Origin of the sequence: Gordonia sp. UBA7860 (assembly GCF_002500165.1) — a bacterium.
GTDB classification, from domain to species: domain Bacteria; phylum Actinomycetota; class Actinomycetes; order Mycobacteriales; family Mycobacteriaceae; genus Gordonia; species Gordonia sputi.
In genome coordinates this window covers 1-22,516 of the sequence record NZ_DLSO01000107.1, presented here as the reverse complement: position 1 = coordinate 22,516, position 22,516 = coordinate 1, and the positions used below count along the sequence as shown (strand labels likewise).

The following is a 22,516-nucleotide window of genomic DNA, read 5'->3' as shown; positions in this document are numbered from 1 at the left end:
CGACGCTCCGGGCAGCCATCGTCGAAAAGCAAAAGACCATCCGGCAAGCCGGATGGTCTTTTTCGAGTAGATATCTGGTGGCCAGAGTCGGGATCGAACCGACGACCTTCCACTTTTCAGGCGGACGCTCGTACCAACTGAGCTACCTGGCCAGGAGGCCCGGTGCGAAACCGAAACCTTTGGCGACCCTGACGGGACTCGAACCCGCGACCTCCGCCGTGACAGGGCGGCGCGCTAACCAACTGCGCCACAGGGCCATCTTCAATTTTCCTGCTCCCCCGTAGAGGATCAGTTGTACCCCCTACGGGATTCGAACCCGCGCTACCGCCTTGAAAGGGCGGCGTCCTAGGCCGCTAGACGAAGGGGGCCGGTTCTCCGTTGGGAGCCGACTCAGCTTAGGACACCGCTCGCGCAATTCACAAATCGGCTGGTCAGCCTGCATTTCGCGCGAGTTGATGCCCTCCGAACACCATACCCGGATCCGACGCCGACGGCATCGACAATTCCAAGCCCACCGTCGATGCACCGCCGCGCAGTCGACCTGTAAACTCACTTCCTGCGTCGGCCACAGCGCCGAGGCGTCCGCCCCTATAGCTCAGTTGGTAGAGCTACGGACTTTTAATCCGCAGGTCGTAGGTTCGAGCCCTACTGGGGGCACTCGCAATAGAGTCCGCGCCGGCACGCGGCGGGCGTTCCGCTGAACGTCGTCACGCTGCGGCCAGCGACGCCGCCCGGTCGGCGCGGGCTGCGGCGGACTGCTTGAACCGCCAACTCGCGTACAGCACCTCAGTGGTGTAGCCCAAGTTGAGAGGTCCCGGGTTCTCGGGGACGACCGCGTCGTCAGAGATCGCCGCGGGCCGCCACACGCCCGGCACACTGGTCGGCGGCGCCTGCTCGATCGGCTGGTGATCATTCTGTCGATGAAATGTGAACTGCTGCAACGCATGCGCCCTGATCAAGAATTCACCACGATGCAACGATCGGTGATGCGACGAACACAGCAGCACCAAGTTGTCGGGTGTCGTCTCGCCACCATGCGACCAGAACCGGACGTGATGAGCGTGAAGATGCCGGGTCCGTCCACACCCCGGGTAGCGGCAACCGCCGTCGCGCGCCAAGATCGCGCGCAGGGTCCGCGTCGAGGGTGTCCGCGTTCGACGGCCCCACGACGCGATGCTCCCCTGCTTTCCGTGATGCACGTCGGTCTTGGTGCCCGCACACGACGCCTCCTTCACCTCCGCCCCCGACACTGCCAGGCCGCCCTCGACATGCGGATCGGGAGCGACGACGGGCAGGTCCGGTGCCCCGTCCTCGCGCTCATGCGTGTGGACGACCACTTCGGCGCCCGGCGTGAACGCGGGCACCTCGATCGCCGTCTGCATCGTGTCGGCCATCAGCACGACAGCGGGTGCGATGTTGGACGGAGTATGGCGCCACAGACGACGGTCCGGAGGTTCCAGTCCTGATTCCTCGGACAAAACCTCCTGCGCCGCAGCCAGTTCGGCAATATCCGGGACGTCCTCATCGGCTTCGACGTTGCGCGTGCGCTCGTACTCGGCACGGACAGTTGCTGCCATGAAGGATGCCCCGTCCATCGCCGACAACCGCATCCGCACCGACAGTGTGCCGTCGAAATTCCACTCCCACGAGGCGGTCGATTCGACCTCACCCTCGGTGGCCTCGCGCTCCCGCTGATCTATCGAGCGGATTGCCCGCACCACTCGCTCGAGCTGAGCGGCGTCGGCAGACAAGGCGACGCTGAGTAGTTCGTCCTCGCGATCGGGCGTCACGACCCGCGTCAAGGCACGCACTTTCGAGTACGACAACCGACCTTGCGCGAATGCTGCACGAATCCTCGGCAGTTCGTCGAGAGTGCGCGCCACCCGCACGTACTCCTGCGCGGTCCGCGTGGATAGTCCGGTCCGCAACGTCAACCAGTGCGCGCACGACATGATCCCGTCACCGGACCATCCGATGCGTCGGTCGAATTCCGACACCAACAGCAGGAACCGAGCCGTCATACTCGCGATCTGGCCCGCGTAGCCCTCCAGCCGATCGGCGATCTCCTCCACCGCAAGATCGGACGGATCAGCCGCGTCGAAGATGTCTGTGCTGCCACCGGTCATGACCACCCCTGGATCGATGATATGTTCGATTGGTTCATCGTATCGGCGGGTACTGACAGAGATTTCGGAGTGAGCGTTCAGCGGAACGCTCGACGGTCACGTGCGTTCAGCGGAACGCCGTGATGTGGTAGCGGGCGCAGACGAAACCCTGATTGCGCGCGACGTCGAGCAGTTCGAGATCACACCTCGCAGTGAAGAGCGGACGCCCTGAACCCAGTAGCACCGGTGCGATCGACACGATCAGTTCGTCGAGCATTCCCGCGGCCCAGAACTGCGCGGCGAGGTCGCCCCCTCCGACGATCCAGACGTCACGTCCGGCGGCGGCGTCGACCAGCGCAGCACGATGGTCCGCAGGCGAACCCGACACCACGCGGACGGAATCGGCGACCGGAGTGAGGTCGCGTGAGCTGAACACGAGTGTCGGCAACTCGTACGGCCACGGATTACCCTGGTGCACTTCATGTTCGACGACCCACTCGTACGTTGTCGACCCCATCACCAGACAGCCGACGTCGCCGAGGAACTCGGTGTAGTTCATCGGCCCGTCCTCGTCGATTGGCTGACTCAGCAGCCAATCGAGCGAGTCCTCCGAGTCGGCAAGGAAGCCATCGAGAGTCTGTGCTGTGTAATAGCGAAACCGCGTTGCCATGAAACCAGTATGGGACCGGCCACCGCGTGTCCGGCGTCAGTCGACGATTCGTGTCAGTCGCCAATCAGGGTCAGTCCTCCGCCAGGGTGAGGGTCACGTCGATGTTGCCGCGCGTGGCGTTGGAGTACGGACACACCTGATGAGCCGCGGCGGTGAGTGCCTGCGCGTCGTCTGCGCTCAGCGCCGGCAACGAGATCTCCAACACGACGGCCAGCTCGAAACCGCCGGAGTCATTGGCCCCCAACGACACTCGGGCGCCGACAGCCGAGTCGCTCACGTCGGCCTTCTCGGCCCGAGCGACCGTGCGCAATGCACTGTGGAAGCATGCGGCGTAGCCGGCTGCAAAGAGTTGCTCCGGATTCGTCGCGCCGCCGGGTCCGCCAAGCTCCTTGGGGATCGCGAGATCGAGATCGAGTTGTCCGTCGCTCGTCCTGGCGTGACCGTCCCGGCCTTCGCCGGTGGCAAGTGCCTCGGCTGTGTACAAAGCCTTCATGGTGACTTCCCTTCTCTTCAGCGCGCCTGGTTGGCGCGCAACACATCGGTTAGTTGGTGCAGTGCCGCACGCAGCTCGACAGCCGCGTCGACGTCGAAGTCGGCATCAGATTCCGAGGGCTCTTTCGACGAACCGTTCACCGCATCGACCAAGGCGGCCAGCACACAGTCAGACTTTTCGCCCAGCGCCACGCCCGAGTCGGTGAGTGACACGATCGTCGACCGCTCGTCGTCAGGAGACCTGTGACGTCGCACGTGCCCCATCGACTCCAACCGACGAACCAGTGGTGACACGGTGCCCGAGTCAAGTTGCAGGCGCTCCCCCAGCCGGCCGATCGGGACAGATTCTTCCTCCCACAGCACCAGCATCACGAGGTACTGCGGATACGTCAGTCCGAGTTCAACCAAGCCCGGTCGCTCTGCGGCGATGATCGCGCGCGACGCGGTGTAGAGCGCGAAACACAGATGGTCGTCGAGTCGAATCTTTCCCACATGGAGAACAGTAGACCCGATTTAGGTTGCTCACAACCTAGTTGCTCACAATGTATCTGGGGAGGTCATCGTTCACCGAGCCACCTCGCGGTGCCCCGCGTCGAGTCGTCGCGTCCAGCCGCGTTCGTCGAGGTGCTCGAGCAATGGGATGGCGACGCGGCGCGTGGTGCCCAGAGCCTTTCGGGCCTCGCTCGTCGTGAAGGGCTGATCAAGAGCAGCCAGAACGCGCATCGCCATCGCGGGAGATCGGGGCGAGAGCACAACACCGTCACGCAACCGAAGCAGCCGCCCGAGGCGTTCAGCCGCTGCCAGTTGCTTGGGGCCGAGCCCGAGTGCGGCAAGGTCATCGGATTCCGGCGCGGCGAAGGCATCGTCGTCGAACCGACGCTCGAGTGCAGCGACAGCCTCCTCCGCATCGCCGAGTCCGCGTGCCACACCGGATTTCGACAGGAAACCGCCCGCATGGTCAAGGCCGGCGTCGGCGACGAGGGGCGCGACAATCGCTTCCGATGGAAGTCCGACGACGCCCGCGACACTCGCGCGAGGCAAGCCCTCGGCGAGCGAATCCCGCTGATAGACAGCATCAACAGCATCGCGGAGCCGTGCGACCCACTCCGCCCAGGCCTGCTCGTCGACCCACCAGGCCCCGACAACGCGCACTCCCTCGGGCGGGGTTGCCTCGGCTCCGACGACACCGAGCCGTCGCAGATGCTCGACGGTGACCGCACCACGACGTTCGACCTCACGTCGCGCATCGCCGGCATCACTCATGTCCGACAACGCATCTGCTCGACGCGCCGCATCACCCCGACGCCGCAGCGGCGGCGGCTCTGCATCCACGACAACGCCCCCTCCGATCCGACCGCTGCCCGCGTCACGGAGCACCAGCCGATCACCGAAGATCAGCGGAACGGCTTGCTCGAATGTGATCCGCGCGTGGTCGGCGTCGAATGGGCGGAGCCGACCCCGCAGCGCAGCCGTGCCGACATGAACACTCAGATCGCGTGGTATCGAGTCGAACTCAGGCCCACTGACACGTCGAACGTCGACGCAGTCGGTCAGCCGCCACACCCCGGGACTCAACAGCAGATCGCCCCGTGCGATATCCGACGCAGACACGTCGCGCAGATTCACCGCCACCCGGCTCACGGGTCCGACGCGTTCGCGCGGCGTGTTCTCACTCTGCACACCACGCACGGTGACCGATCGAATCCCTCTGCCGGTCAACACATCCAGCGTTTCTCCACGCCCCACCGACCCGGCCGACAACGTCCCGGTGACCACGGCTCCCGCACCCGTGATGGTGAACGCGCGGTCGATCCAGAACCGAACGGGTGCGGTATCCGAGGGAAACGGGTTGCGCTGCAATACCTCTGCGATCGTGTCGCGCAGCTCGTCGATCCCCCGCCCGGTCAACGCCGACGTGATCACGGCCGGCGCGTCGCCGAGACCGGTACCGGACAGCTCGTCGCGTGCCTGCGCTACGACATCGGAGATCCGCTCGTCGTCGGCGAGATCGGCGCGTGAGATCACCAGCACCCCGCGATCGATGCCGAGTGCGGAGATCGCGTCACGATGATCCGACGACTGCCTGTTCCACCCCTCGTCGGCAGCGACGACGAAGGCCACCACGGGCGCCGGGCCGATTCCCGCCAACATATTGCCGAGAAATCGTTCGTGACCCGGAACGTCGACGAACGCGATGTCGGCGCCGGATGGTGTTGTCATCCAAGCGAATCCGAGGTCGATCGTCAGTCCTCGACGGCGCTCCTCCGCCCAGCGGTCCGGTTCCATCGTCGTCAGCGCACGGACCAACGCACTCTTCCCGTGATCGACGTGCCCCGCCGTCGCGACGACGTACACCTCAGCCAGTCGCCCCCGGCACGCGGACCGCGCCAAGCGCACGCGCGACCGCCTCGGCGAGAACCTCGTCGCCCTTCGCAGGGATACATCGCAGGTCGACGAGACATACGCCGTCGTGCACGCGCGCGAGCACCGCGGGAGTGCCGGTGCGCAACGCCTTGGCCGCCTGCTCAGGCAGTGCAATCGCCCAGCCGGGCAACGGAACTCCGGGCGCTCCTCCCCCGCCGACCCTGCCGTCGTGGGGCACCACGTCCGCACCGACCTTCGCGGCGACGACCTCGGCCCGCCGACGTAACCGCTCGTTGTCGGCGTGTAGATACTCGGTCACCGGAGGCTGAGGTCCGACGAGCGTGGCCTCCATCGCCGCGAGGGCGAGCTTATCGGCCCGAACCGCCCGCGCGAGTGGATGTTTCGACAATCGGCCGACCAGATCGGCGTCGCCGAGCAGGATTCCGGCCTGCGGTCCACCGAGTAGTTTGTCGCCGCTGGCGATCACCAGATCGGCGCCCGCGGCCAGCGCCGACGACGCGTCCGGTTCGTCGGGGAGCGCGGCGTCGGGAACGAGAAGCCCGCTCCCGAGGTCGGCGATGAGCGGAACACCCTGGGCGGCAGTCAATTCCGCCAGCTCCGCGATGGTCGCCTCCGCGGTGAAGCCGCTGACCCGGTAGTTACTCGGGTGCACCTTGAGTACACAGCCGACGTCGCCCTCGGCAAGTGCCGCAGCGTAGTCGCGGAGGTGGGTGCGGTTGGTGGTCCCGACCTCGCGCAGCCGCGCACCGGTCGACTCGATGAGGTCGGTGAGCCGGAAACCCGCGCCGATCTCGATCATCTCGCCGCGACTGATGACCACCTCGCGACCGGCCGCGAGCGCGGTGGTGGCCAGCACCATCGCGGCAGCACCGTTGTTCACCATCAGGGCGTCGCCCGCGGCGGGACATGCCCGCAGCAACGCCTCGCGGGTCGCGACGCCACGCCGCGAGCGCGTGCCCGACTCCAGGTCGAGTTCGACGTCGACGTATCCACACGCATCGACGACTGCATCGCGCGCAGCCGTCGACAACGGGGCTCGACCGAGGTTGGTGTGCACCACGACTCCGGTCGCGTTGAGCACCGACCGTCCGGTGCCGACGAGGCGTCGAGCAAGTGTTTCCCGAATGATCCCCCGCACGTCGTCGGGATCGACATCGCCGCGCCTTGCCGACTCCTGAACATCACGGACGACGTCGCGGACGGTCTGTTCGCCGACTCGTCGTGCAGCCGTGGCGATCTCGGGATCGGCCAGCAGGTGGTCGGTGCGCGGGATCCGCCGCCGGGGATCCGATCGGGTCACCGCGCCTCCTTCGAGAACAGTCTGTGGCGGAGGCGGACGGGAATCGAACCCGCCAGACCGAGATACTCGACCTCCTCGGTTTTGAAGACCGGGGGGCCCACCAGGAACCCAGACGCCTCCTCGGCGACCATACCTCCAAATTCTCCCGATCCCGCCGATTAGCCTGAGTCACATGAGCACCGTCGAGACGAATCCGGATTCGCAGAGCCCGACGATCAGGTTGACCGGCTACGCGCACGGCGGCGGCTGTGCGTGCAAGATCCCGCCGGGTGAGCTCGAAGCCGCCGTAGCCGGTCTGACCGGCCAGAGCGGCAAGAACATCCTGGTCGGCCTCGACGACGGCGACGACGCCGCGGCTGTGCGCATTCGCGATGACCTCGCCGTCCTCTCTACCGCCGACTTCTTCACTCCGGTCGTCGACGACGCGTACGACTGGGGACGCATCGCGGCCGCGAACGCTCTCTCCGACATCTACGCCATGGGCGGGTCGCCCGTCGTCGCGATCAACCTCGTCGGCTGGCCGCGTGATCTGCTGCCGATGGAACTGATGACCGAGGTGCTGCGCGGCGGGCTCGCCGTCGCAGCGCAGGCCGACTGCCCGGTGATCGGCGGCCACAGCATCGACGACCCCGAGCCGAAGTACGGCATGGCCGTCACCGGTGTCGCGTCGCCCGACTCGCTCATCCGCAACGACGCCGCGACTGTCGGACTGCCGATCACGCTGACCAAACCGATCGGCGTCGGGATGCTCAACAACCGGCACAAGCAGACCGGTGAAGTATTCGACGCCGCGATCGACGTCATGACGACACTCAACCGCGACGCCGCCGACGCCGCCCTTGCCGCCGGTGTCCGCGCAGGTACTGACGTGACCGGGTTCGGACTGCTCGGCCACCTCCACAAACTGACAAGGGCCTCGGGGGTGCGCGCGGTCATCGACGCTTCTGCCGTCCCGCTGGTCGAGGGAGCCCGCGACGCTCTCGACGACGGATATGTCTCGGGCGGCACTCGGCGCAACCTCGACTGGGTTCGCGACCACCTCGACATCGGAAGCGGTGTCGACGAGAACGAGCTTCTGATGCTGGCCGACGCCCAGACATCCGGCGGGCTGTTGCTGGTCGGCGAAGTGCCCGGATACCCGGTCATCGGCGAAATCGTTGCAGGTGCAGGGATCGACATTCGCTGACATCGATCGCCGATCGCTCTATTGTCGCTAGACACACCGAGTCCGAGGGGGGAGTCAGGTGCAGCGTCGCAGCGCTAACGCGGTCTCGGAGTGGCTGCGTGATTCAACGCCACTGCAGTGGCGCGTCGCTCTCTTCGATCAACTCGGAAATGCGCCACTCAAGCGGCTCGTTCTATCGCTGGGTGCGGCGCTGTTGGGATTCGCCGCGGCGGCCGCTGCCGCGTCGTCGAGCTCCGGATTCTCGCCGTACGTCGAGAAGATTCTGCTGGTCACAACGTTCGTTGCCGCGATTCTCGTGCTGCGGTGGTGGCTGCTCCCACTGCCGACAGGAGCCGAGAGCCTTCTGGTGCTGGTGTTCGCCGACGCCGTGATCGCAACCGCCTGTTTCGGGCATCACGATCACATGCTCGGCATCGCAGGCGTCACGCTGTTCGCGATCATGAGCGCGTTTGCCCTGTTCTTCTGCACACCGAGGGCCCACTTACTGCACGCGATCTTCGCTTCTGCGGCAATCGTGATTCTGGTCACTATTGTGGCGGCGGACGGAGGGCGTCCGATGCTGCTGGTGGCCCTGTCGAAAGGTATCGCCCCCCTTGCCCTGGTGGCAGTGCTCCTGCCCGCCATGCACTACTTCTTCTGGATCCTCGGCACCAACGCCATGGACGCAGGGACCGACCCGCTGACCCGGCTGGCCAACCGGCGAGGCCTGTCGCGATATGTCGGCGGGCTCGATCACTCGGCCCGCGCGCTCTCGGTGATCATCATCGACATCGACGGATTCAAGGCGATCAACGACACCCACGGCCACCAGGTCGGCGACCTCGTGCTCGTGCGCGTAGCCGGGCGGATCATGGAGGCGTGCAACCGGCTGGCAGGCATCCGCAACCTTGTCGCCGCGCGCACCGGCGGCGAGGAGTTCGCCGTGATCCTCGACGACGACCTGCGCACCGCCCGTTCGCTGGCCGAGCGCATCCGCATCGGCGTCGCGGCCGACACCTCACCGTCGGTGACAGTCAGCGTGGGCATCAGCGTCACCGCACCGGACGCCAAAGCAAACGTCGACCGACATCTCGAAGACGCCGATGTCGCGATGTACCTCGCGAAACGACAGGGCGGGAATCGGGTGGTGGTGGCTGCTTCGAACGACCGCCGGCCACTGGCCCGACACGCCCGACGCGAACGCGACGAAAACGCGATCAGTCCGCAGTCGTGATCGAGTCGTCGGTGACACCGGCGGCTCGACGAGCGGCGAGGCGTCGCTTCTGCGGTTCGATCGTGTAGCGCGGATCCTTCGCCGACTCGATACCGGCGTGAAACACGCCGAACCGGGTACAGGCCGACGCTGCCAGTAACGCCAGACCCGACGCCGCGGACGCGACCCGCGAACGACCACTGACCAGTGCGCCCACTCCCCCGACGACCGCCAGTCGTTCCGCCCAGCGCATCAGCGCACCGGGCTTACCGTGGTGGAGCGGTTCCGCGGCAATCGGATCCATGCGCGCTTCCATGACGCGGGTGGCCGCCACATCGCCCACCACGCCGAGAACGGCCAGCGTTCGTGCCGGGCCCACCTCGTCGAGCGGTGTGGTGACCAGCGCCAGTCCGCTCGCCGCGAGACTTGCCGAGCTGACGAAGACGAAGGGCAGGTCGCGGTGCATCGCGTTCCACGTCGGTGTGGCCGTATCGCCCAGCAGCGCCGCGGTGTACACGGCAAGCAGCGGCCCCATCGCGCCGCCGACGAGTCCCGCCGGCGCCTCCACGACGTGGAGCACCGAACGCAACGGGCCGAGCGGAAGTCTTTCCCGGAGAAGCCGATCCACCTCTGCCGCAGCCGCGACCCCGATACCGCCGGAGAAGCCGGACAGTATCCATGACCCGACGCTCATCGGCGACGTCACCTTGAAGGTGCGCAGCATGTTGTAGAACCGATCGGGTCGGCCGAGGTCGGCGATGAGCGCAACCCCACCGAGCCCGGCCGCGGCGAGACCACTGAGACGGGCGTTGCGGCGCAACACTTCTCGCCCTGTCAACTGCGCACCCGCCGCGAGCACTCCCGACCCGCCCGCGACGCCACCGAGGAACAGGTACGCCGCGACCTTGTCGTCCCAGGGCGCAGGCTTGACGACGTTGTGCCCGTAGTAGCCCTCGACGTCGACCTTCTCGAACTCGACGTCGGGCACCATCGACATCTCACGCGCGCCGTCGCCCTGGCCGAACAAGCCTCGTCGACGCCCCTTGCCGCCCTTCCGCTTTCGGCGACCGGGTTCGGGTGGGCGCAGCGAATCGTAGTCGGAGGTCATCGCTTTCTACCGGTCAGGAACGAGACCGCCGCCGCGGCAACCATTCCGAGGGCGGCAGCGCCCGCTCGTCGATACATGGTGGGGAGATCGGCCGTGCACACGCGCGGGTCCGGCGGAAGGCCGTAGACCTCGGGCTCGTCGAGGAGAAGGAACACCGAACCGGTGCCGCCGACTCCGTCGTTGGGGTTCGCCCCGTAGAGCCGGGCCTCGGTCATCCCCTGGGCGTGCAGCTGTTCGACCCGTTCGCGCGCGGTGTCGACCATGTCGTCGTGGTCGCCGAACTTGATCGACGTCGTCGGACAGGTCTTCGCGCACGCGGGTGTCTCGTCGTCGACGAGTCGGTCGTAACAGAGCGTGCACTTCTGTGCCACACCACGTCCGGGCACGGGCGGCTGCTCGCCCTTGCGTTGGCCCTCGCGCGTGGTCGGCTCGACGGTGCCGTCGGACCGACGTTCGACGACGCCGAAAGGGCAACCGGCGACACAGGTTCCGCACCCGTTGCACACGTCGTGCTGCACGACGACCGTCCCGAACTCGGTGCGGAACAACGCGCCGGTCGGGCACACATCGAGACAACCGGCGTGCGTGCAGTGCTTGCAGACGTCCGACGACATCAGCCACCGGAACTCGGGAGTGTCGGGCACCTTCGGCCCGTCGAGCTCTGCCCGCTGATCGAGCTTGTCCCGCTGATCGAGCTTGTCGAGATCACCCGGCATCGTCGGCATCCCCAAACCGACCAGGGCGCGGCCTGATTCGCGCGCCTTGTCGATGCGATCGCGGTCCTGCTCGATGAACGCGACGTGCCGCCACGTACTCGCACCCAGCGCGACGGTGTTGTCGTACGACATGCCCGTCAGTTCCAGGTCACCGTCGCGCGGGTTCTGGTTCCATTCCTTGCACGCGACCTCGCATGCCTTGCAGCCGATACAGATCGACGTGTCGGTGAAGAAGCCCTTGCGCGGACGCTCGGCGTCGCCCCAGTGCGCGTCGGCACTGGGATCGGTGGGACCGGACAGCTGATGACTCATCTCGCACTCCTCACCATCGGGTGAACCCCTCTCCGTCCGGATCATCGGAATCGATTGGCGGATAGATCTTTTCGTGCTCGGGATCGGTGATGCGCACGTTGTCGGTCTCGGGTGTCACGCCCGCGCGCTGCTGGTAGGAGCGCACCAGGTCGAGGAGCGCCTGACCCTGGGGTCGACGCCCCGCGATCACCTCGCACGACCCGACCTTGGACTCCTGGATCTGGACGTTGGGGTCGAGCGTGACACCGATCAGATCGTTCGCGGCGTCGCCACTGACCACGGCGTCGCTGCCGACGCCCCAGTGATAGGGCAGACCGACCTGATGGACGTCACGTCCGTTGATACGCAACGTCTTCACCCGGTCGGTGACCAAGACGCGCGCCTCGATTGCCGCGCGCGGCGAGATGATCGTCGCCCAGCCCTCGTTGACCAGTCCCCGTTCGGCGGCGAGTGCCGGGGAGACCTCGCAGAACATTTCCGGTTGCAGCTCGGCGAGATACGGCGACCAGCGACTCATCCCGCCCGCGGTGTGGTGCTCGGTGAGGCGATAGGTGGTGAACACATACGGATAGACGTCGACGCCTGCGTCGCCCGCGCTCGGGGCGTCGAGATTGTCGTTGCGCGCGAAGATGATTCGTGCCGGTGCCTGCTGCTGCGGGTACAGCGCGTTGGCGACCGGCGACTCCTGCGGCTCGTAGTGCGCGGGCAGCGGACCGTCGACAAGCCCCTTGGGCGCGAAAAGCCAACCCTTGCCGTCGGATTGCATGATGAACGGGTCGTCGCCCGCGAGTCCCTCGGCTCCTCCGCGATCGGGATCGGGGCGGGCATCGGGCGCCTTGTCGACCGGGAAGTCGGGCACGTCGTCGCCAACCCACTTGCGCGCCTGCGCATCCCACCAGATGTAGCGCTTGCGCTCGCTCCACGGATTGCCCTCGGGATCGGCGGAGGCACGGTTGTAGAGAATTCGACGATCCGCCGGCCACACCCAGCCCCACTCGTGCTGGCTCACCGAGTCGCCGCCGTGTGGAACGCGTCGCGCCGCCATGTTGGTCGCGTGCGCGTAGACGCCGGTGTAGATCCAGCAGCCACCCGCCGTCGAACCATCGGCCTTCATCTGCGTGTAACTGGTGAGGTTCTCGCCCGCGTGATCGCCAGATGTGAAGTAGCCGTTGATCTCCGAGAGCACCGACTCCGGCTCGGGGTTGCCATGCTCGTCGAGCGGGTAGTCCCACGTCATGTCGAGGAGTGGCCGGTCGCGCGGGTCGTCGGAGTCGGCCAGCCGCGTGCGGATGCGTTGTCCGAGTTCGTAGAAGAAGTCGAGTTCGCTCTGCGCCTGACCGGGCGGTGCGACCGCCTGATGTCGCCACTGCACCATGCGCTGGGTCTGGGTGAACGATCCCGCCTTCTCGACGTGGGTGGCGGCGGGCATGAAGAAGACCTCGGTACCGATATCCTCGGTACGCAGTTCGCCGGAGGTGATCTCGGGGCCCTCCTTCCACCAGGTCGCGCTCTCGATCATGTTCAGATCGCGCACCACGAGCCACTTCAGGTGACTCATCGCGAGGCGCTGCTGCTTGCCGTTGGCCGAACCGACCGCCGGGTTCTGACCAAGGACGAAGTAGCCCTCGACCTCGTCGTCGAGCATCGCCACCGTCGTCTGGTAGGTGCCCGCGGGACCGTTCAATCGGGGCAGATAGTCGTAGCACCAGTCGTTGTCGGCAGTCGCGGTGTCGCCGAACCACGCCTTGAGCAGACTCACCATGTAGGTGTCGGCGTAAGCCCAATAACCCTTCTGACTCGGCGAACCGACCGCTGCGAGGTAGTCGTCGAGAGTGTCGTGCTTGCCCACCGACGGCATCGGCAGGTAGCCGGGAAGCAGGTTGAACAGGGTCGGGATGTCGGTGGAACCCTGGATGCTCGCGTGTCCGCGCAACGCCATGATGCCGCTGCCGGGGCGACCGACGTTGCCGAGCAACAACTGCAGGATCGCCGCGGTACGGATGAATTGGGCGCCGAGGGTGTGCTGCGTCCAACCGGTCGCGTAGCCGAAACATGTTGTGCGGTCACGGCCGGAGTTGTCGGCAATCGACTCGGCGAGGTAGGTGAACTCGTCGACCGAGATGCCGCACATGTCGCGGACCATCTCCGGCGTGTACCGGGAGAAGTGGCGTTTGAGGATCTGGAACACCGTGCGCTCGTCGGTCAGCGAGTCGTCGCGGAGCACGTTCGCGTGCTCGAGGGGCGGACCTCCCGAACCGTGCTGGTCGCCTGCCGCACGCGCTGCCGCCGAGTCACCGTGCTCCTCGCCGCCGGGCGATTCGATGCGACCGTCCTCGGCGTCGGCATACGCCCACGTCGACGGATCATATTGCCCGGTCTCGGGGTCGAAGCCGGAGAACAGCCCACCGAGGTCCTCGGTGTCGCGGTAGTCGTCGTTCACGATCGTCGCGGCGTTGGTGTACGCGACGACGTACTCACGGAAGTACCGCTCGTGGGTGAGCATGTAGTTGATCAGCCCACCAAGCAGCACGACGTCGGAGCCGACACGGATCGAGATGTGCTTGTCGGCGTTGGCCGACGTCCTGGTGAACCGCGGATCGACGTGGATGACCCGTGCACCGCGCGAGCGCGCTTCAACCACCCACTGGAACCCGACGGGGTGCGCCTCGGCCATATTGCCGCCGATGAGCACGATGCAGTCGGAGTTCGCCATGTCCTGCAGTGATTGCGTTGCGCCGCCGCGTCCAAATGAGGCTCCCAAACTGGGAACGGTTGCGGAGTGTCATATGCGCGCCTGGTTCTCGATCTGGATCGCGCCCGCGGCGGTGAAGAGCTTCTTGATCAGATAGTTCTCTTCGTTGTCCAGGGTCGCACCGCCGAGCGAGGCGATGCCCATGGTGCGTCGGAGTACCCGCCCCTGCTCGTCGGTGTCCTGCCAGGTTCGACGACGCGACTCGACGAAGCGGTCGGCGATCATGTCGATGGCGGTGTCGAGATCGAGATCCGTCCACTCGGTCGCGTACGGCGCGCGGTAGCGAATGGTGCGCTGCCGCATGGGATTGTTGACCAGTTGCTCGCTCGACGCGCCCTTCGGGCAGAGACGGCCACGAGAGATCGGCGAATCCGGGTCGCCTTCGATCTGGATGACGCGCTCGTCCTTCACGTAGACCTTCTGCCCACAGCCGACAGCGCAGAACGGGCAGACGCTCTGCACCACGCGATCGGCGGTGGCGGTCCTCGACTCGGTGGCGCGAGTACGCGGCGACTGCACGGCCGGACCGCGGCCGTATCTGTCGCCGGTGCGCAACTGCCGGAAGACCGGCCACTCCAATGGGCTGAAGGAGGGCACGTTCAAGACCTTACGTCAGATTGCGCCCTTGTCGAGATCACCAGTGGGCACCGCGTCGAACGTCCTGATGTCGAGCGGTGCGGCGAGCAGGTCGTTCAGCGCTGCACCGAGTTCGGCGAGGGCTGCTCCCTTTCCGTGTGTGGCCAGGGCGTCGAACGACTCCCACTTCTCGATCATCACCAAGTCGGTACCATCTCCGGTGGCCTCGTGTAACGCGTAGAGCTGGCACCCCGGCTCGGTCTGCACCTTGGGGACCGCCGCGATCACCGCCTCGCGCGCCGCAGCCTCCTGTCCGGGTTTGGGCGACAGCGTTGCGACGACGATCACGGGCGACATATGCACTCCTACTTGGGCTTCCGCGCCCAGTTGGATTTTCGGGCGCACCCAACGCTACGGGCGGCAATGGCTCATGTCCCGGATTTCAACGAAACTCAGATCTCAGAGAGCGAAGGTTCAGTGCGCTCGCACCTATTTCGAGCTTCCAGTGGTCTCGATGATGTTCACTTCAACCTTTGGAGCAGTCACGCTCCCACCCAGTGTGGTGTTATACGTCTCCGAGCCTTCGACTTCTATCCACATGGTGACGAGGTCGTCCTCGACGATGTCGGCAAAGCTTGCCAGGCCGGCTTCGGCGACCGTGTTGATATTCATCTCGTAGTAGTCGACCTGCGCGCCGTCCGTATTTGCGCGGATCGTCGAAGACCCCATCGCTGCGTCAGCCTGAGTGACGTGGCCATAGATCACGTACTTTTCGCCCACGTGGGAAGTCGGGTTCTTGGCGACGAGTTGCCAACCACGCGAATCAGTAGCTTGGTAGCTCGACTTGTCGAGGTCTGCGGCCCGTTGCTGCTCCAGTTCACGCTGAGCCGACTGGGCCGCTGCTGCCTTCCTGGACTCCTCGGCGGGGTCGACTGTTGTCGACTGAGCAGAGCCAGAGGATGCACGGTTGGTCTTGTTCGACCGTTTGTCAGATCCTCCGGCTACCGATACGGCGACGGCGACCACGACTACCAGCGCAACTGCACACAACGCCGCTATCAGGTACCAGATCTTCCGAGATTCTTTCGCCTTGGTCGCCACCGGTGGGGGCGCGACGCTGGAAGTCGGATCAATCCCCGGCGCTTCAGCAGCCCCCGGCGGCTCTGAGGGAGTGTGCGTATCCGTTGTCCATTTGTGGCCGTCCCACCATCGGTAGCGACCGCTACGCGGACTCTCCGGGTCGGGATACCAGTCGGGCGGCGGGGTAGGCGTGGTCATCGTGATCTCCTTCAGACTCGCGGATTGCACGCGCGCGAGAATTGCGATCACTGTAACTGCTGGTCAGGACCGGTGACGCTCCTGGCAAGAAATCTGGCACAGACCTGCGCAAGAGTTCAAATCTGCACTCCCCGTTAAGGATTCGGCCTCAGACGGAACGTAGGATGGCGTCAGTTCCCACTCACGAGAACCGGGGATTCGAGCGCGACGGCGTCGACCGCCGCGACGAAGGGCGGCAGGAAGTTCTCGACGCCTATCACGCAGCAGGCGTGGCCGCCGTCGACGTCGAATCGGCGTGCGCCGGAAATGCCGTCGACGAGCAGTTGCTGCCGCTCCGGCTCGACGGTGTGGTCACGGGTCGAGACGACAACCGACGTGGGGACGTCGATCTCGCCGAGCCATGAGCGGGAGTCGAAGTTGCCGAGGCCCTCACCGAAATCGCCTGCATGCGACAGCGGCGTCGACAAGAACTGCTTGAACGCCCACACACTGGTGTGCTTGGGCCGCTGATCGAGGCTCTCCGACGATGGGCGCGGGAGCGACTCATAGATCGGGCGCAGGATTCGTCCGATGCGTGCGTCGCGGTCGCGCCGATGCGGGTCTCGTTCACTGAAGAACGGCCCCGTCGAGCACAAGACGAGTCCCGACACCCGGCTCGGATGACGACGCCACGCGAGCTGTGCGATGCCTCCGCCCATCGAGAATCCGGCAGCGGTGAATCGGTCGATACCGAGAACGTCGGCGAGCGCGACGACGTCGTCGGCGCAGTCGCGCAGATCGAAACCCTCGGCCTGGATACCGCGCCCGTGCCACCGCTGGTCGAGTGTGATGACCCGGTACCGACCGTTCAGCTGCGGGATCGACGGATACCAACAAAGCAGGCCCGTCGTGAGTACCGAGTGCAGCAGGAACACCGCGGGAGCATCCTTCGGCCCGGAATCAGTGACGAATGTGGTTCCACGGCCGGGCAATTCGACCATTCGCCCGACGGGCAGATCACGAACGGGATAGGGCGTGGCCACATGGCGAACACCGCGGATGATCCGTTGAATCGACGACGGCGTCGAGCTCTGCGTTGCCGGGGAAACGTCTGCACTCACCCGAACAACGGTACGCCGTCACGCTGGCGTTTTCCGTCCGTGCGCGCTCAGCGAACATCCGTACTGAACAGGTGTCGTTCGTCTGGTATGCCGGTTTTGGTCATGGCGAGCACTCGCGCGACGTTGTCGTGGTCGTACTCGGTCCACCGTTCACGATGCTGACGCTGATACTCCGACCATGAGGGCACGATGAACTGCTCCACGTAATGGTCGGGTTCGTCGGCGCTCCGGTAAAGGTGCCAATTGCGCGCTCCGGTGCGTCGGCGCGATCTCGCCACCGCGGGCATGGCGGCGAGGAAGTCGGGATGGCGGTTGGCCGGGACGTTGTAGATCGCACTGACCTCGACCGGCCCGTCGTCGGGGTCGGGTTCGAAGATCAAGGTCGGTACCGGCCATGCCATCGATAGGTCGCGACTGAGCTTGCCGGTGACCGGGGACGGCGGAAGAAGCCGCACGCTCGCCGCAGTCAACAGCAGGCAGACTCCTGCGATCACCAGTGCCCATCGCGTACCGATCGCAGAGCCGAGCGCGCCCCAGATCAAGGCGCCGATCCCCTGCGATCCCATGAACACCAGGAGATAGGCCGCCATCCCGCGTGCACGGACCCACTGCGGGAGCGTCAACTGCGCACCAGCGTTCAGGGTGGTCAACGTCGCGATCCACGCGATTCCGGCGAACAGGAAGAGCACAAGGCACGGCCACAGCGGCAGGAATGCCGCGCCGATAGTCGCCACGGCAAACACCAGGGCCGAGAGGGCGAGGATCACCGCCGACGAAAGGTGCTGTCGCATCCACGGCATCAACGCCACCCCGATCATCGCGCCGATGCCGAGCACGCCGAGCACGAGACCGTACCCCGACGATCCGAGATGAAAGGAGTGCGCGACGACCAAAGGCAGCAAAGCCCACAGCGCCGACGCCGGGACCGCGAACAAGGCAGATCGCAGCAGGATTCGACGCACGATGGGTGCCGCCGCCACGTAGCGCAGCCCCACCCACAGCGAGTCCGACAGCCGCTCGGGAACGACGTCGGAGCTCTTTCCCGAGCGTTTCCACATCAGCAGGGCGACCACGACGGCCAGATACGAGATGGCGTTGAGCAGAAAGACGGTACCCGCTCCGCCGAACGAGAAGATCACGCCTGCCAGCGCGGGACCGATCGCGCGGGCGGCGTTGACCGACACGCTGCCCAGCGACGCGGCGTCGGGTATCTCGTCGCGCGGGACGAGTTCGGGCTGGATCGCCTGGAACGCAGGTGACGAGAGCGCAGCACCCGCGCCGAGCAGAAACGTCAGGATCAGCAGGGTAGCGGGATTGAGGTGCCCGGTGAACGCCAGCACGGCCATCAGCACTCCGACGGCAGTCGAGTACACCGACATCACCACGAGGCGCCACTTGCGGTCGAGGCTGTCGGCCAGGACGCCCGCCACCAGCGAGAGCAGCAACGTGGGGGCGAGACTGGCGGTCTGCACCAGCGAGATGACGGCTGGACCGGCGTGCTGGTCGACGAGATACCACTGTGCGCCGACCGACTGCATCCACAACCCGATGTTGGACACGAGCTGCGCGATGAACAGATTGCGGAAGACCGAACTCTTCAGTGGTTGCCAGGCAGAGGCCATGGCTCAACCATGCCTGCATTCGTCGGCGACGGCACCCGCTAGATGCGAACCGGTGCCGAGGACCCTTGGCGTCGACGGTAGAGCCGATCATGAGATCCTGGTCACATGATCGACGTCGATCGCCCCAAGATCGAGGGCTCCGTTGCAGTCGGAACATCTATGCTCGACCACAAGAAGCGCCGCATCGGATTCGCGGAGTTCGGTTCCGCATCGGGACGCCCGATCCTCTGGCTGCACGGCACTCCCGGTGCTCGCCGGCAGATCCCGATCGAAGCACGCGAGTACGCCGCAGCCCGCGGAGTCCGGCTCATCGGCATCGACCGACCCGGTGTCGGATCGTCGACGGCCTACCCCTACGACTCCGTCCGGGACTTCTGCGCCGACCTCGCCGACGTCCTCGACGCGTTCGGTATCGACGATTTCGGTGTCATCGGCGTCTCCGGCGGCGGCCCCTACGCGCTGGCCGTCGCACACGAGTTCGGGCCGCGCGTCCACGTCGCCGGGATCGTCGGTGGTGTGGCGCCGACAGTGGGGCCGGAGGCGATTGGCGGCGGCGCAGTCGCGTTGGCACGCCGCGCCGCGCCCTTCCTGCCGGTCCTCGGGGCACCCGTCGGCCAGGCGATCAGCACCGCGCTGCGCTTCGTCCGACCGATCGCCGAGCCCGCGATCCTGCTCTACGGCAGGCTCTCCCCCGCCGCCGACCGCGAGTTGCTCAGCCGCCCGGAGTTCCGCGCCATGTTCCTCGACGACCTCCTCAGCGGCGGGTCGCATCGCATGGAGGCGCCGTTCAACGACGTCCGGGTGTTCTCCCGTGAGTGGGGCTTCTCGGTCACCGACATCACCACCCCGGTGCGCTGGTGGCACGGAGACCGCGACCACATCGTCCCCTACGCGCACGGCGAGCACGTGGTCTCGCTTCTGCCCGACGCCAAGCTGTTCAGCCTGCACGGCGAAAGCCATCTGAGCCTGTTCGGGATGTCGACGGACGTGATGGACGAACTGCTCGCCGTCTGGGACCAGGCGAAGGTTGCGCCGCCGAGTTCCGTGAGCGAGTAGGACCAGAAAAGCCCACAGCTACATAGGGGTTTCCTCACGGGCTGTGAGTCGACGGGTGTTTGTGGCGCTCGGTCTCGCCGTGGTCGGATCAGATGATGAGTACGTCGATCGTGGTCACCGGCCATCGCCAGCGCGAGGCCTGGGTGCGTAAAGAGATGCCGCCCGTCGAAGAAGTCCGGCCGGGCCTCTGGTCGATTCCGGTCCTCATCCCCGAGAACCCGCTGCGCTACATCCTGGTCTACGCATTGGCGACGGCGGACGGGCGGCTCGCGCTCATCGACACCGGCTGGAACACCGACACCGGCTGGAAGATGCTCGTCGACGGAATCCACGCCACCGGACACGACCTCGCCGACGTCTCGCACGTCTTCGTCACCCACCTGCACCCCGACCACTTCGGACTCGTCCCACGCCTGCTCGAACACACCGACCCCCAGCTCGCGATGCACACTGCCGACGCCCGCCATCTGCGGTTCCACTCCGAGGCCGAGCAGGCGCGCGAGTTCGAGGAGGCCCAGCAGGACCTACGCATCCTCGGCGCACCAACCGACGTCGCCGACACCGGGCTCCTCGAATTCGTCCGGCTCCCGGACGGTCGCACGATGGACGTCGAACTCGACGACGACGTTCCGCTGAACGTTCCCGGGTGGAATCTGCGTGCGGTGTGGACACCCGGCCACACGGCGGGTCACCTGTGTTTCGCAGACGACGACGCGGGCGTCATCTTCACCGGCGATCATCTGCTCCCCCGGATCAGCCCGAACGTCTCGACCAATCCCTTCCAGACACCGAGCCCGCTGGCCGACTACCTGACGTCGCTCGCACGAACCGAGCACATCGGCGACCTCGAGGCCATGCCCAGTCACGAGTACCGGTTCCGTGGGCTCGCCGACCGGGTGACCGATCTCCTCTCGCACCACGAGGAGCGGCTCACCGAGATCACCGAGGCGATCTGGAACCAACCGGGCGCGACAGCGTGGGACGTCACCCGCGCTGTCACGTGGTCTCGCCCGTTCTCCGATCTGTCGATTCCCCTGTCCCGCATGGCATTGCGGGAGACCAACGCACACCTGCTGGTACTCGAAGCGCGCGGCATCATCTCGTCGACAGGTCATGAGCCGGTGCGCTGGACGGTCACCGACACCCGCCCCGCCGACCACGACATCGAATCCGCGACGATCGAACCCGCAACCCCGAGAGGAACTCTGCGATGACCCCGGTACGCACCGAATTCGCCGACGGCGTAGCCGTTTTCACCATCGACCGCCCGGAGGCGCGCAACGCCGTCAACCAGGAGGTCGCACAACAGCTCGCCGCGGCGATGGACGAGTTCGAACGACGCGATGACATCACCATCGGCATCCTCACCGGAGCGGGTGGAACCTTCTGTGCCGGTATGGATCTCAAGGCGTTCACGCGTGGTGAGCTGCCCAGCGTCGAGGGTCGCGGCTTCGGCGGCATCGCCTCCGCTCCCCCGAGCAAACCACTCATCGCGGCGGTCGAGGGCTGGGCACTGGCGGGCGGGTGCGAACTGGCACTGTCGGCCGACCTGATCGTCGCAACCGACGACGCGAAATTCGGTTTGCCGGAGGTCAAGCGCGGACTCGCAGCCGCAGCGGGCGGCCTGCTGCGACTCCCCAAGATCCTTCCCTACCAACTCGCCATGGAGATCGCACTCACCGGCGACCCGATCTCCGCCGTCCGCGCCCACGAGTTCGGTCTGGTGAACATCCTGACACCGTCGGGTGGAGCGCTCGACGGTGCGCGTGAGCTCGCAGCACGGATCGCCGCCAACGGGCCGCTGGCGGTGCGTGCCACCAAGCAGGTCGTCAGCATGGCCATCCGCTACACCGACCCCGAGCTGTTCGCCGCGCAGCGCGGCATCCTCGATCCCGTCTTCGTCTCCGACGACGCGCAGGAAGGTGCCCTGGCCTTCGCCGAGAAGCGGGCACCGAAGTGGACCGGCCACTGACTCGTCAGTTACCCGTCCACTTCGACGCCCCGTTTCTGTCAGAGGTCGCCGCTACAATCGGGCTACCACCCTTCCGCTCTTTCTGAATCCATTGGTGCACAGTCGAATTCGATCAACTTCCTTCCGCAAACCCCTTGACTCGAACACATGTTCTCCACATAATGGACATATGCCCCCACTCCCCGCCCTCCTCGCCGAGTTACGCGATATCCGTATCGACGACGCCAACGCACACGAACTACACGCCGCGACAACCACACTCATGATGATGCGCAACGTCGTCGACCACCTCCTCGCCGTGCACGCCGCCGCGATGGACCGCCTCGGCGTCGCCGGCCCGGGCGGCAAAACCCGGGCACTACTCATCGCCATGGGCGCCGCACCCGCAGCAGCATCCCGGTGGTTGCAGATCGGCGCAGCCCTACCGAGACTGCAGCGACTACCCGGCTACAGCGAAGACGGAGCATTCCCCAGCGGACACGTCTCCGCGATCGTCTCCGGACTGGCCCATATCGAGAAGCGTGCAGCCGAAGCCACTTCCGATGATCAACGCCTCAACCATGAGCGCGCACTGATCGCACAGGCCTCCTCCGGTGCCACACCCAGAGAGATCACACTCACCGCGCGGGGGCGCGCGAACGAGGTTGTCGACCAGCGTGGCGGCATCCCCGCAGCAGAAGACCGCACCATCAAC

18 protein-coding genes, 5 tRNA genes and 2 pseudogenes are annotated in these 22,516 nt (G+C 66.0%); 7 read left to right on the top strand and 18 right to left on the bottom strand.

From position 1 onward, the window contains the following. Nucleotides 1-75 precede the first annotated feature (75 nt). The 3 genes from B3T59_RS13400 to B3T59_RS13390 all read right to left on the bottom strand — a co-directional run bounded on the left by B3T59_RS13400 (nucleotide 76) and on the right by B3T59_RS13390 (nucleotide 368). Nucleotides 76-152: transfer RNA gene (locus tag B3T59_RS13400), tRNA-Phe, on the bottom strand. A gap of 28 nt (nucleotides 153-180) precedes the next feature. Beyond that, nucleotides 181-257 (bottom strand) — tRNA-Asp (locus tag B3T59_RS13395). A 38-nt stretch (nucleotides 258-295) separates the two neighbouring features. Then, nucleotides 296-368: transfer RNA gene (locus tag B3T59_RS13390), tRNA-Glu, on the bottom strand. Nucleotides 369-584: 216 nt separating this feature from the next. Here B3T59_RS13390 and B3T59_RS13385 point away from each other — a divergent pair. Then, a tRNA-Lys gene (locus tag B3T59_RS13385) sits at nucleotides 585-657 on the top strand. Nucleotides 658-707: 50 nt separating this feature from the next. On the opposite strand, the gene B3T59_RS13380 is transcribed toward B3T59_RS13385, so the two are convergent. The 7 genes from B3T59_RS13380 to B3T59_RS13350 form a co-directional block, all read right to left on the bottom strand. Further along, nucleotides 708-2,126 carry an HNH endonuclease gene (locus B3T59_RS13380; RefSeq protein WP_287003774.1) on the bottom strand — a complete coding sequence of 473 codons (1,419 nt, stop codon included), beginning with the start codon at nucleotides 2,124-2,126 and terminating at the stop codon, nucleotides 708-710. A 106-nt stretch (nucleotides 2,127-2,232) separates the two neighbouring features. Continuing rightward, nucleotides 2,233-2,775: a dihydrofolate reductase family protein gene (locus tag B3T59_RS13375; RefSeq protein WP_287003773.1), complete on the bottom strand. Its 543-nt coding sequence runs from the start codon at nucleotides 2,773-2,775 to the stop codon at nucleotides 2,233-2,235. 70 nt (nucleotides 2,776-2,845) lie between these two features. Further along, nucleotides 2,846-3,268, bottom strand: a complete 423-nt coding sequence (locus B3T59_RS13370; RefSeq protein WP_287003772.1) for an organic hydroperoxide resistance protein — start codon at nucleotides 3,266-3,268, stop codon at nucleotides 2,846-2,848. Nucleotides 3,269-3,285: 17 nt separating this feature from the next. Then, on the bottom strand, nucleotides 3,286-3,759 hold the full coding sequence (locus B3T59_RS13365) for a MarR family winged helix-turn-helix transcriptional regulator (RefSeq protein ID WP_287003771.1): 474 nt from the start codon (nucleotides 3,757-3,759) through the stop codon (nucleotides 3,286-3,288). A gap of 72 nt (nucleotides 3,760-3,831) precedes the next feature. Beyond that, nucleotides 3,832-5,622, bottom strand: a complete 1,791-nt coding sequence (gene selB, locus B3T59_RS13360) for a selenocysteine-specific translation elongation factor (RefSeq protein ID WP_287003770.1) — start codon at nucleotides 5,620-5,622, stop codon at nucleotides 3,832-3,834. Nucleotide 5,623: 1 nt separating this feature from the next. Further along, on the bottom strand, nucleotides 5,624-6,952 hold the full coding sequence (gene selA, locus B3T59_RS13355; RefSeq protein ID WP_287003769.1) for an L-seryl-tRNA(Sec) selenium transferase: 1,329 nt from the start codon (nucleotides 6,950-6,952) through the stop codon (nucleotides 5,624-5,626). Nucleotides 6,953-6,976: 24 nt separating this feature from the next. Next, nucleotides 6,977-7,072: transfer RNA gene (locus B3T59_RS13350), tRNA-Sec, on the bottom strand. 52 nt (nucleotides 7,073-7,124) lie between these two features. Here B3T59_RS13350 and selD point away from each other — a divergent pair. Continuing rightward, on the top strand, nucleotides 7,125-8,138 hold the full coding sequence (gene selD, locus B3T59_RS13345; RefSeq protein WP_064861516.1) for a selenide, water dikinase SelD: 1,014 nt from the start codon (nucleotides 7,125-7,127) through the stop codon (nucleotides 8,136-8,138). A 58-nt stretch (nucleotides 8,139-8,196) separates the two neighbouring features. Beyond that, on the top strand, nucleotides 8,197-9,351 hold the full coding sequence (locus B3T59_RS13340; protein WP_251721917.1) for a GGDEF domain-containing protein: 1,155 nt from the start codon (nucleotides 8,197-8,199) through the stop codon (nucleotides 9,349-9,351). Here the strand turns inward: B3T59_RS13340 and nrfD are convergent. The 8 genes and pseudogenes from nrfD to B3T59_RS13300 all read right to left on the bottom strand — a co-directional run bounded on the left by nrfD (nucleotide 9,335) and on the right by B3T59_RS13300 (nucleotide 18,794). Next, nucleotides 9,335-10,438, bottom strand: a complete 1,104-nt coding sequence (gene nrfD / locus B3T59_RS13335; protein ID WP_287003768.1) for an NrfD/PsrC family molybdoenzyme membrane anchor subunit — start codon at nucleotides 10,436-10,438, stop codon at nucleotides 9,335-9,337. The genes B3T59_RS13340 and nrfD overlap by 17 nt on opposite strands. After that, nucleotides 10,435-11,466: a 4Fe-4S dicluster domain-containing protein gene (locus B3T59_RS13330; RefSeq protein WP_287003766.1), complete on the bottom strand. Its 1,032-nt coding sequence runs from the start codon at nucleotides 11,464-11,466 to the stop codon at nucleotides 10,435-10,437. The genes nrfD and B3T59_RS13330 overlap by 4 nt, the downstream gene beginning before the upstream one ends. Nucleotides 11,467-11,476: 10 nt before the next feature. Next, entirely contained in the window at nucleotides 11,477-14,815 is a 3,339-nt protein-coding gene (fdh, locus tag B3T59_RS13325; RefSeq protein WP_287003765.1) for a formate dehydrogenase, read from the bottom strand. 15 nt (nucleotides 14,816-14,830) lie between these two features. Further along, the gene (locus B3T59_RS13320) at nucleotides 14,831-15,151 is read right to left on the bottom strand and encodes a putative quinol monooxygenase (RefSeq protein WP_287003763.1); all 321 of its coding nucleotides are present in this window, start codon (nucleotides 15,149-15,151) and stop codon (nucleotides 14,831-14,833) included. 132 nt (nucleotides 15,152-15,283) lie between these two features. After that, a complete protein-coding gene (locus B3T59_RS13315) occupies nucleotides 15,284-15,895 on the bottom strand; it encodes a hypothetical protein (RefSeq protein ID WP_287003787.1) in 612 nt (203 codons plus the stop codon). Nucleotides 15,896-15,958: 63 nt separating this feature from the next. Beyond that, nucleotides 15,959-16,072, bottom strand: a pseudogene (locus tag B3T59_RS13310) (DUF2510 domain-containing protein); the annotation flags it as partial. A 170-nt stretch (nucleotides 16,073-16,242) separates the two neighbouring features. Then, the gene (locus B3T59_RS13305; RefSeq protein WP_287003786.1) at nucleotides 16,243-17,052 is read right to left on the bottom strand and encodes an alpha/beta fold hydrolase; all 810 of its coding nucleotides are present in this window, start codon (nucleotides 17,050-17,052) and stop codon (nucleotides 16,243-16,245) included. 167 nt (nucleotides 17,053-17,219) lie between these two features. Then, nucleotides 17,220-18,794, bottom strand: coding sequence for an MFS transporter (locus B3T59_RS13300; RefSeq protein ID WP_287003762.1), 1,575 nt, complete (start codon nucleotides 18,792-18,794; stop codon nucleotides 17,220-17,222). A gap of 105 nt (nucleotides 18,795-18,899) precedes the next feature. On the opposite strand from B3T59_RS13300, the gene B3T59_RS13295 reads away from it, so the two are divergent. The 4 genes and pseudogenes from B3T59_RS13295 to B3T59_RS13280 all read left to right on the top strand — a co-directional run. Continuing rightward, a complete protein-coding gene (locus B3T59_RS13295; RefSeq protein ID WP_287003761.1) occupies nucleotides 18,900-19,850 on the top strand; it encodes an alpha/beta fold hydrolase in 951 nt (316 codons plus the stop codon). 95 nt (nucleotides 19,851-19,945) lie between these two features. Next, complete coding sequence (locus B3T59_RS13290) at nucleotides 19,946-21,064, top strand: MBL fold metallo-hydrolase (RefSeq protein ID WP_287003785.1); 1,119 nt, start codon at nucleotides 19,946-19,948, stop codon at nucleotides 21,062-21,064. Further along, the gene (locus B3T59_RS13285; RefSeq protein WP_287003760.1) at nucleotides 21,061-21,822 is read left to right on the top strand and encodes a crotonase/enoyl-CoA hydratase family protein; all 762 of its coding nucleotides are present in this window, start codon (nucleotides 21,061-21,063) and stop codon (nucleotides 21,820-21,822) included. The genes B3T59_RS13290 and B3T59_RS13285 overlap by 4 nt, the downstream gene beginning before the upstream one ends. A 169-nt stretch (nucleotides 21,823-21,991) precedes the next feature. Next, a pseudogene (locus B3T59_RS13280) lies at nucleotides 21,992-22,516 on the top strand (HNH endonuclease); the annotation flags it as partial.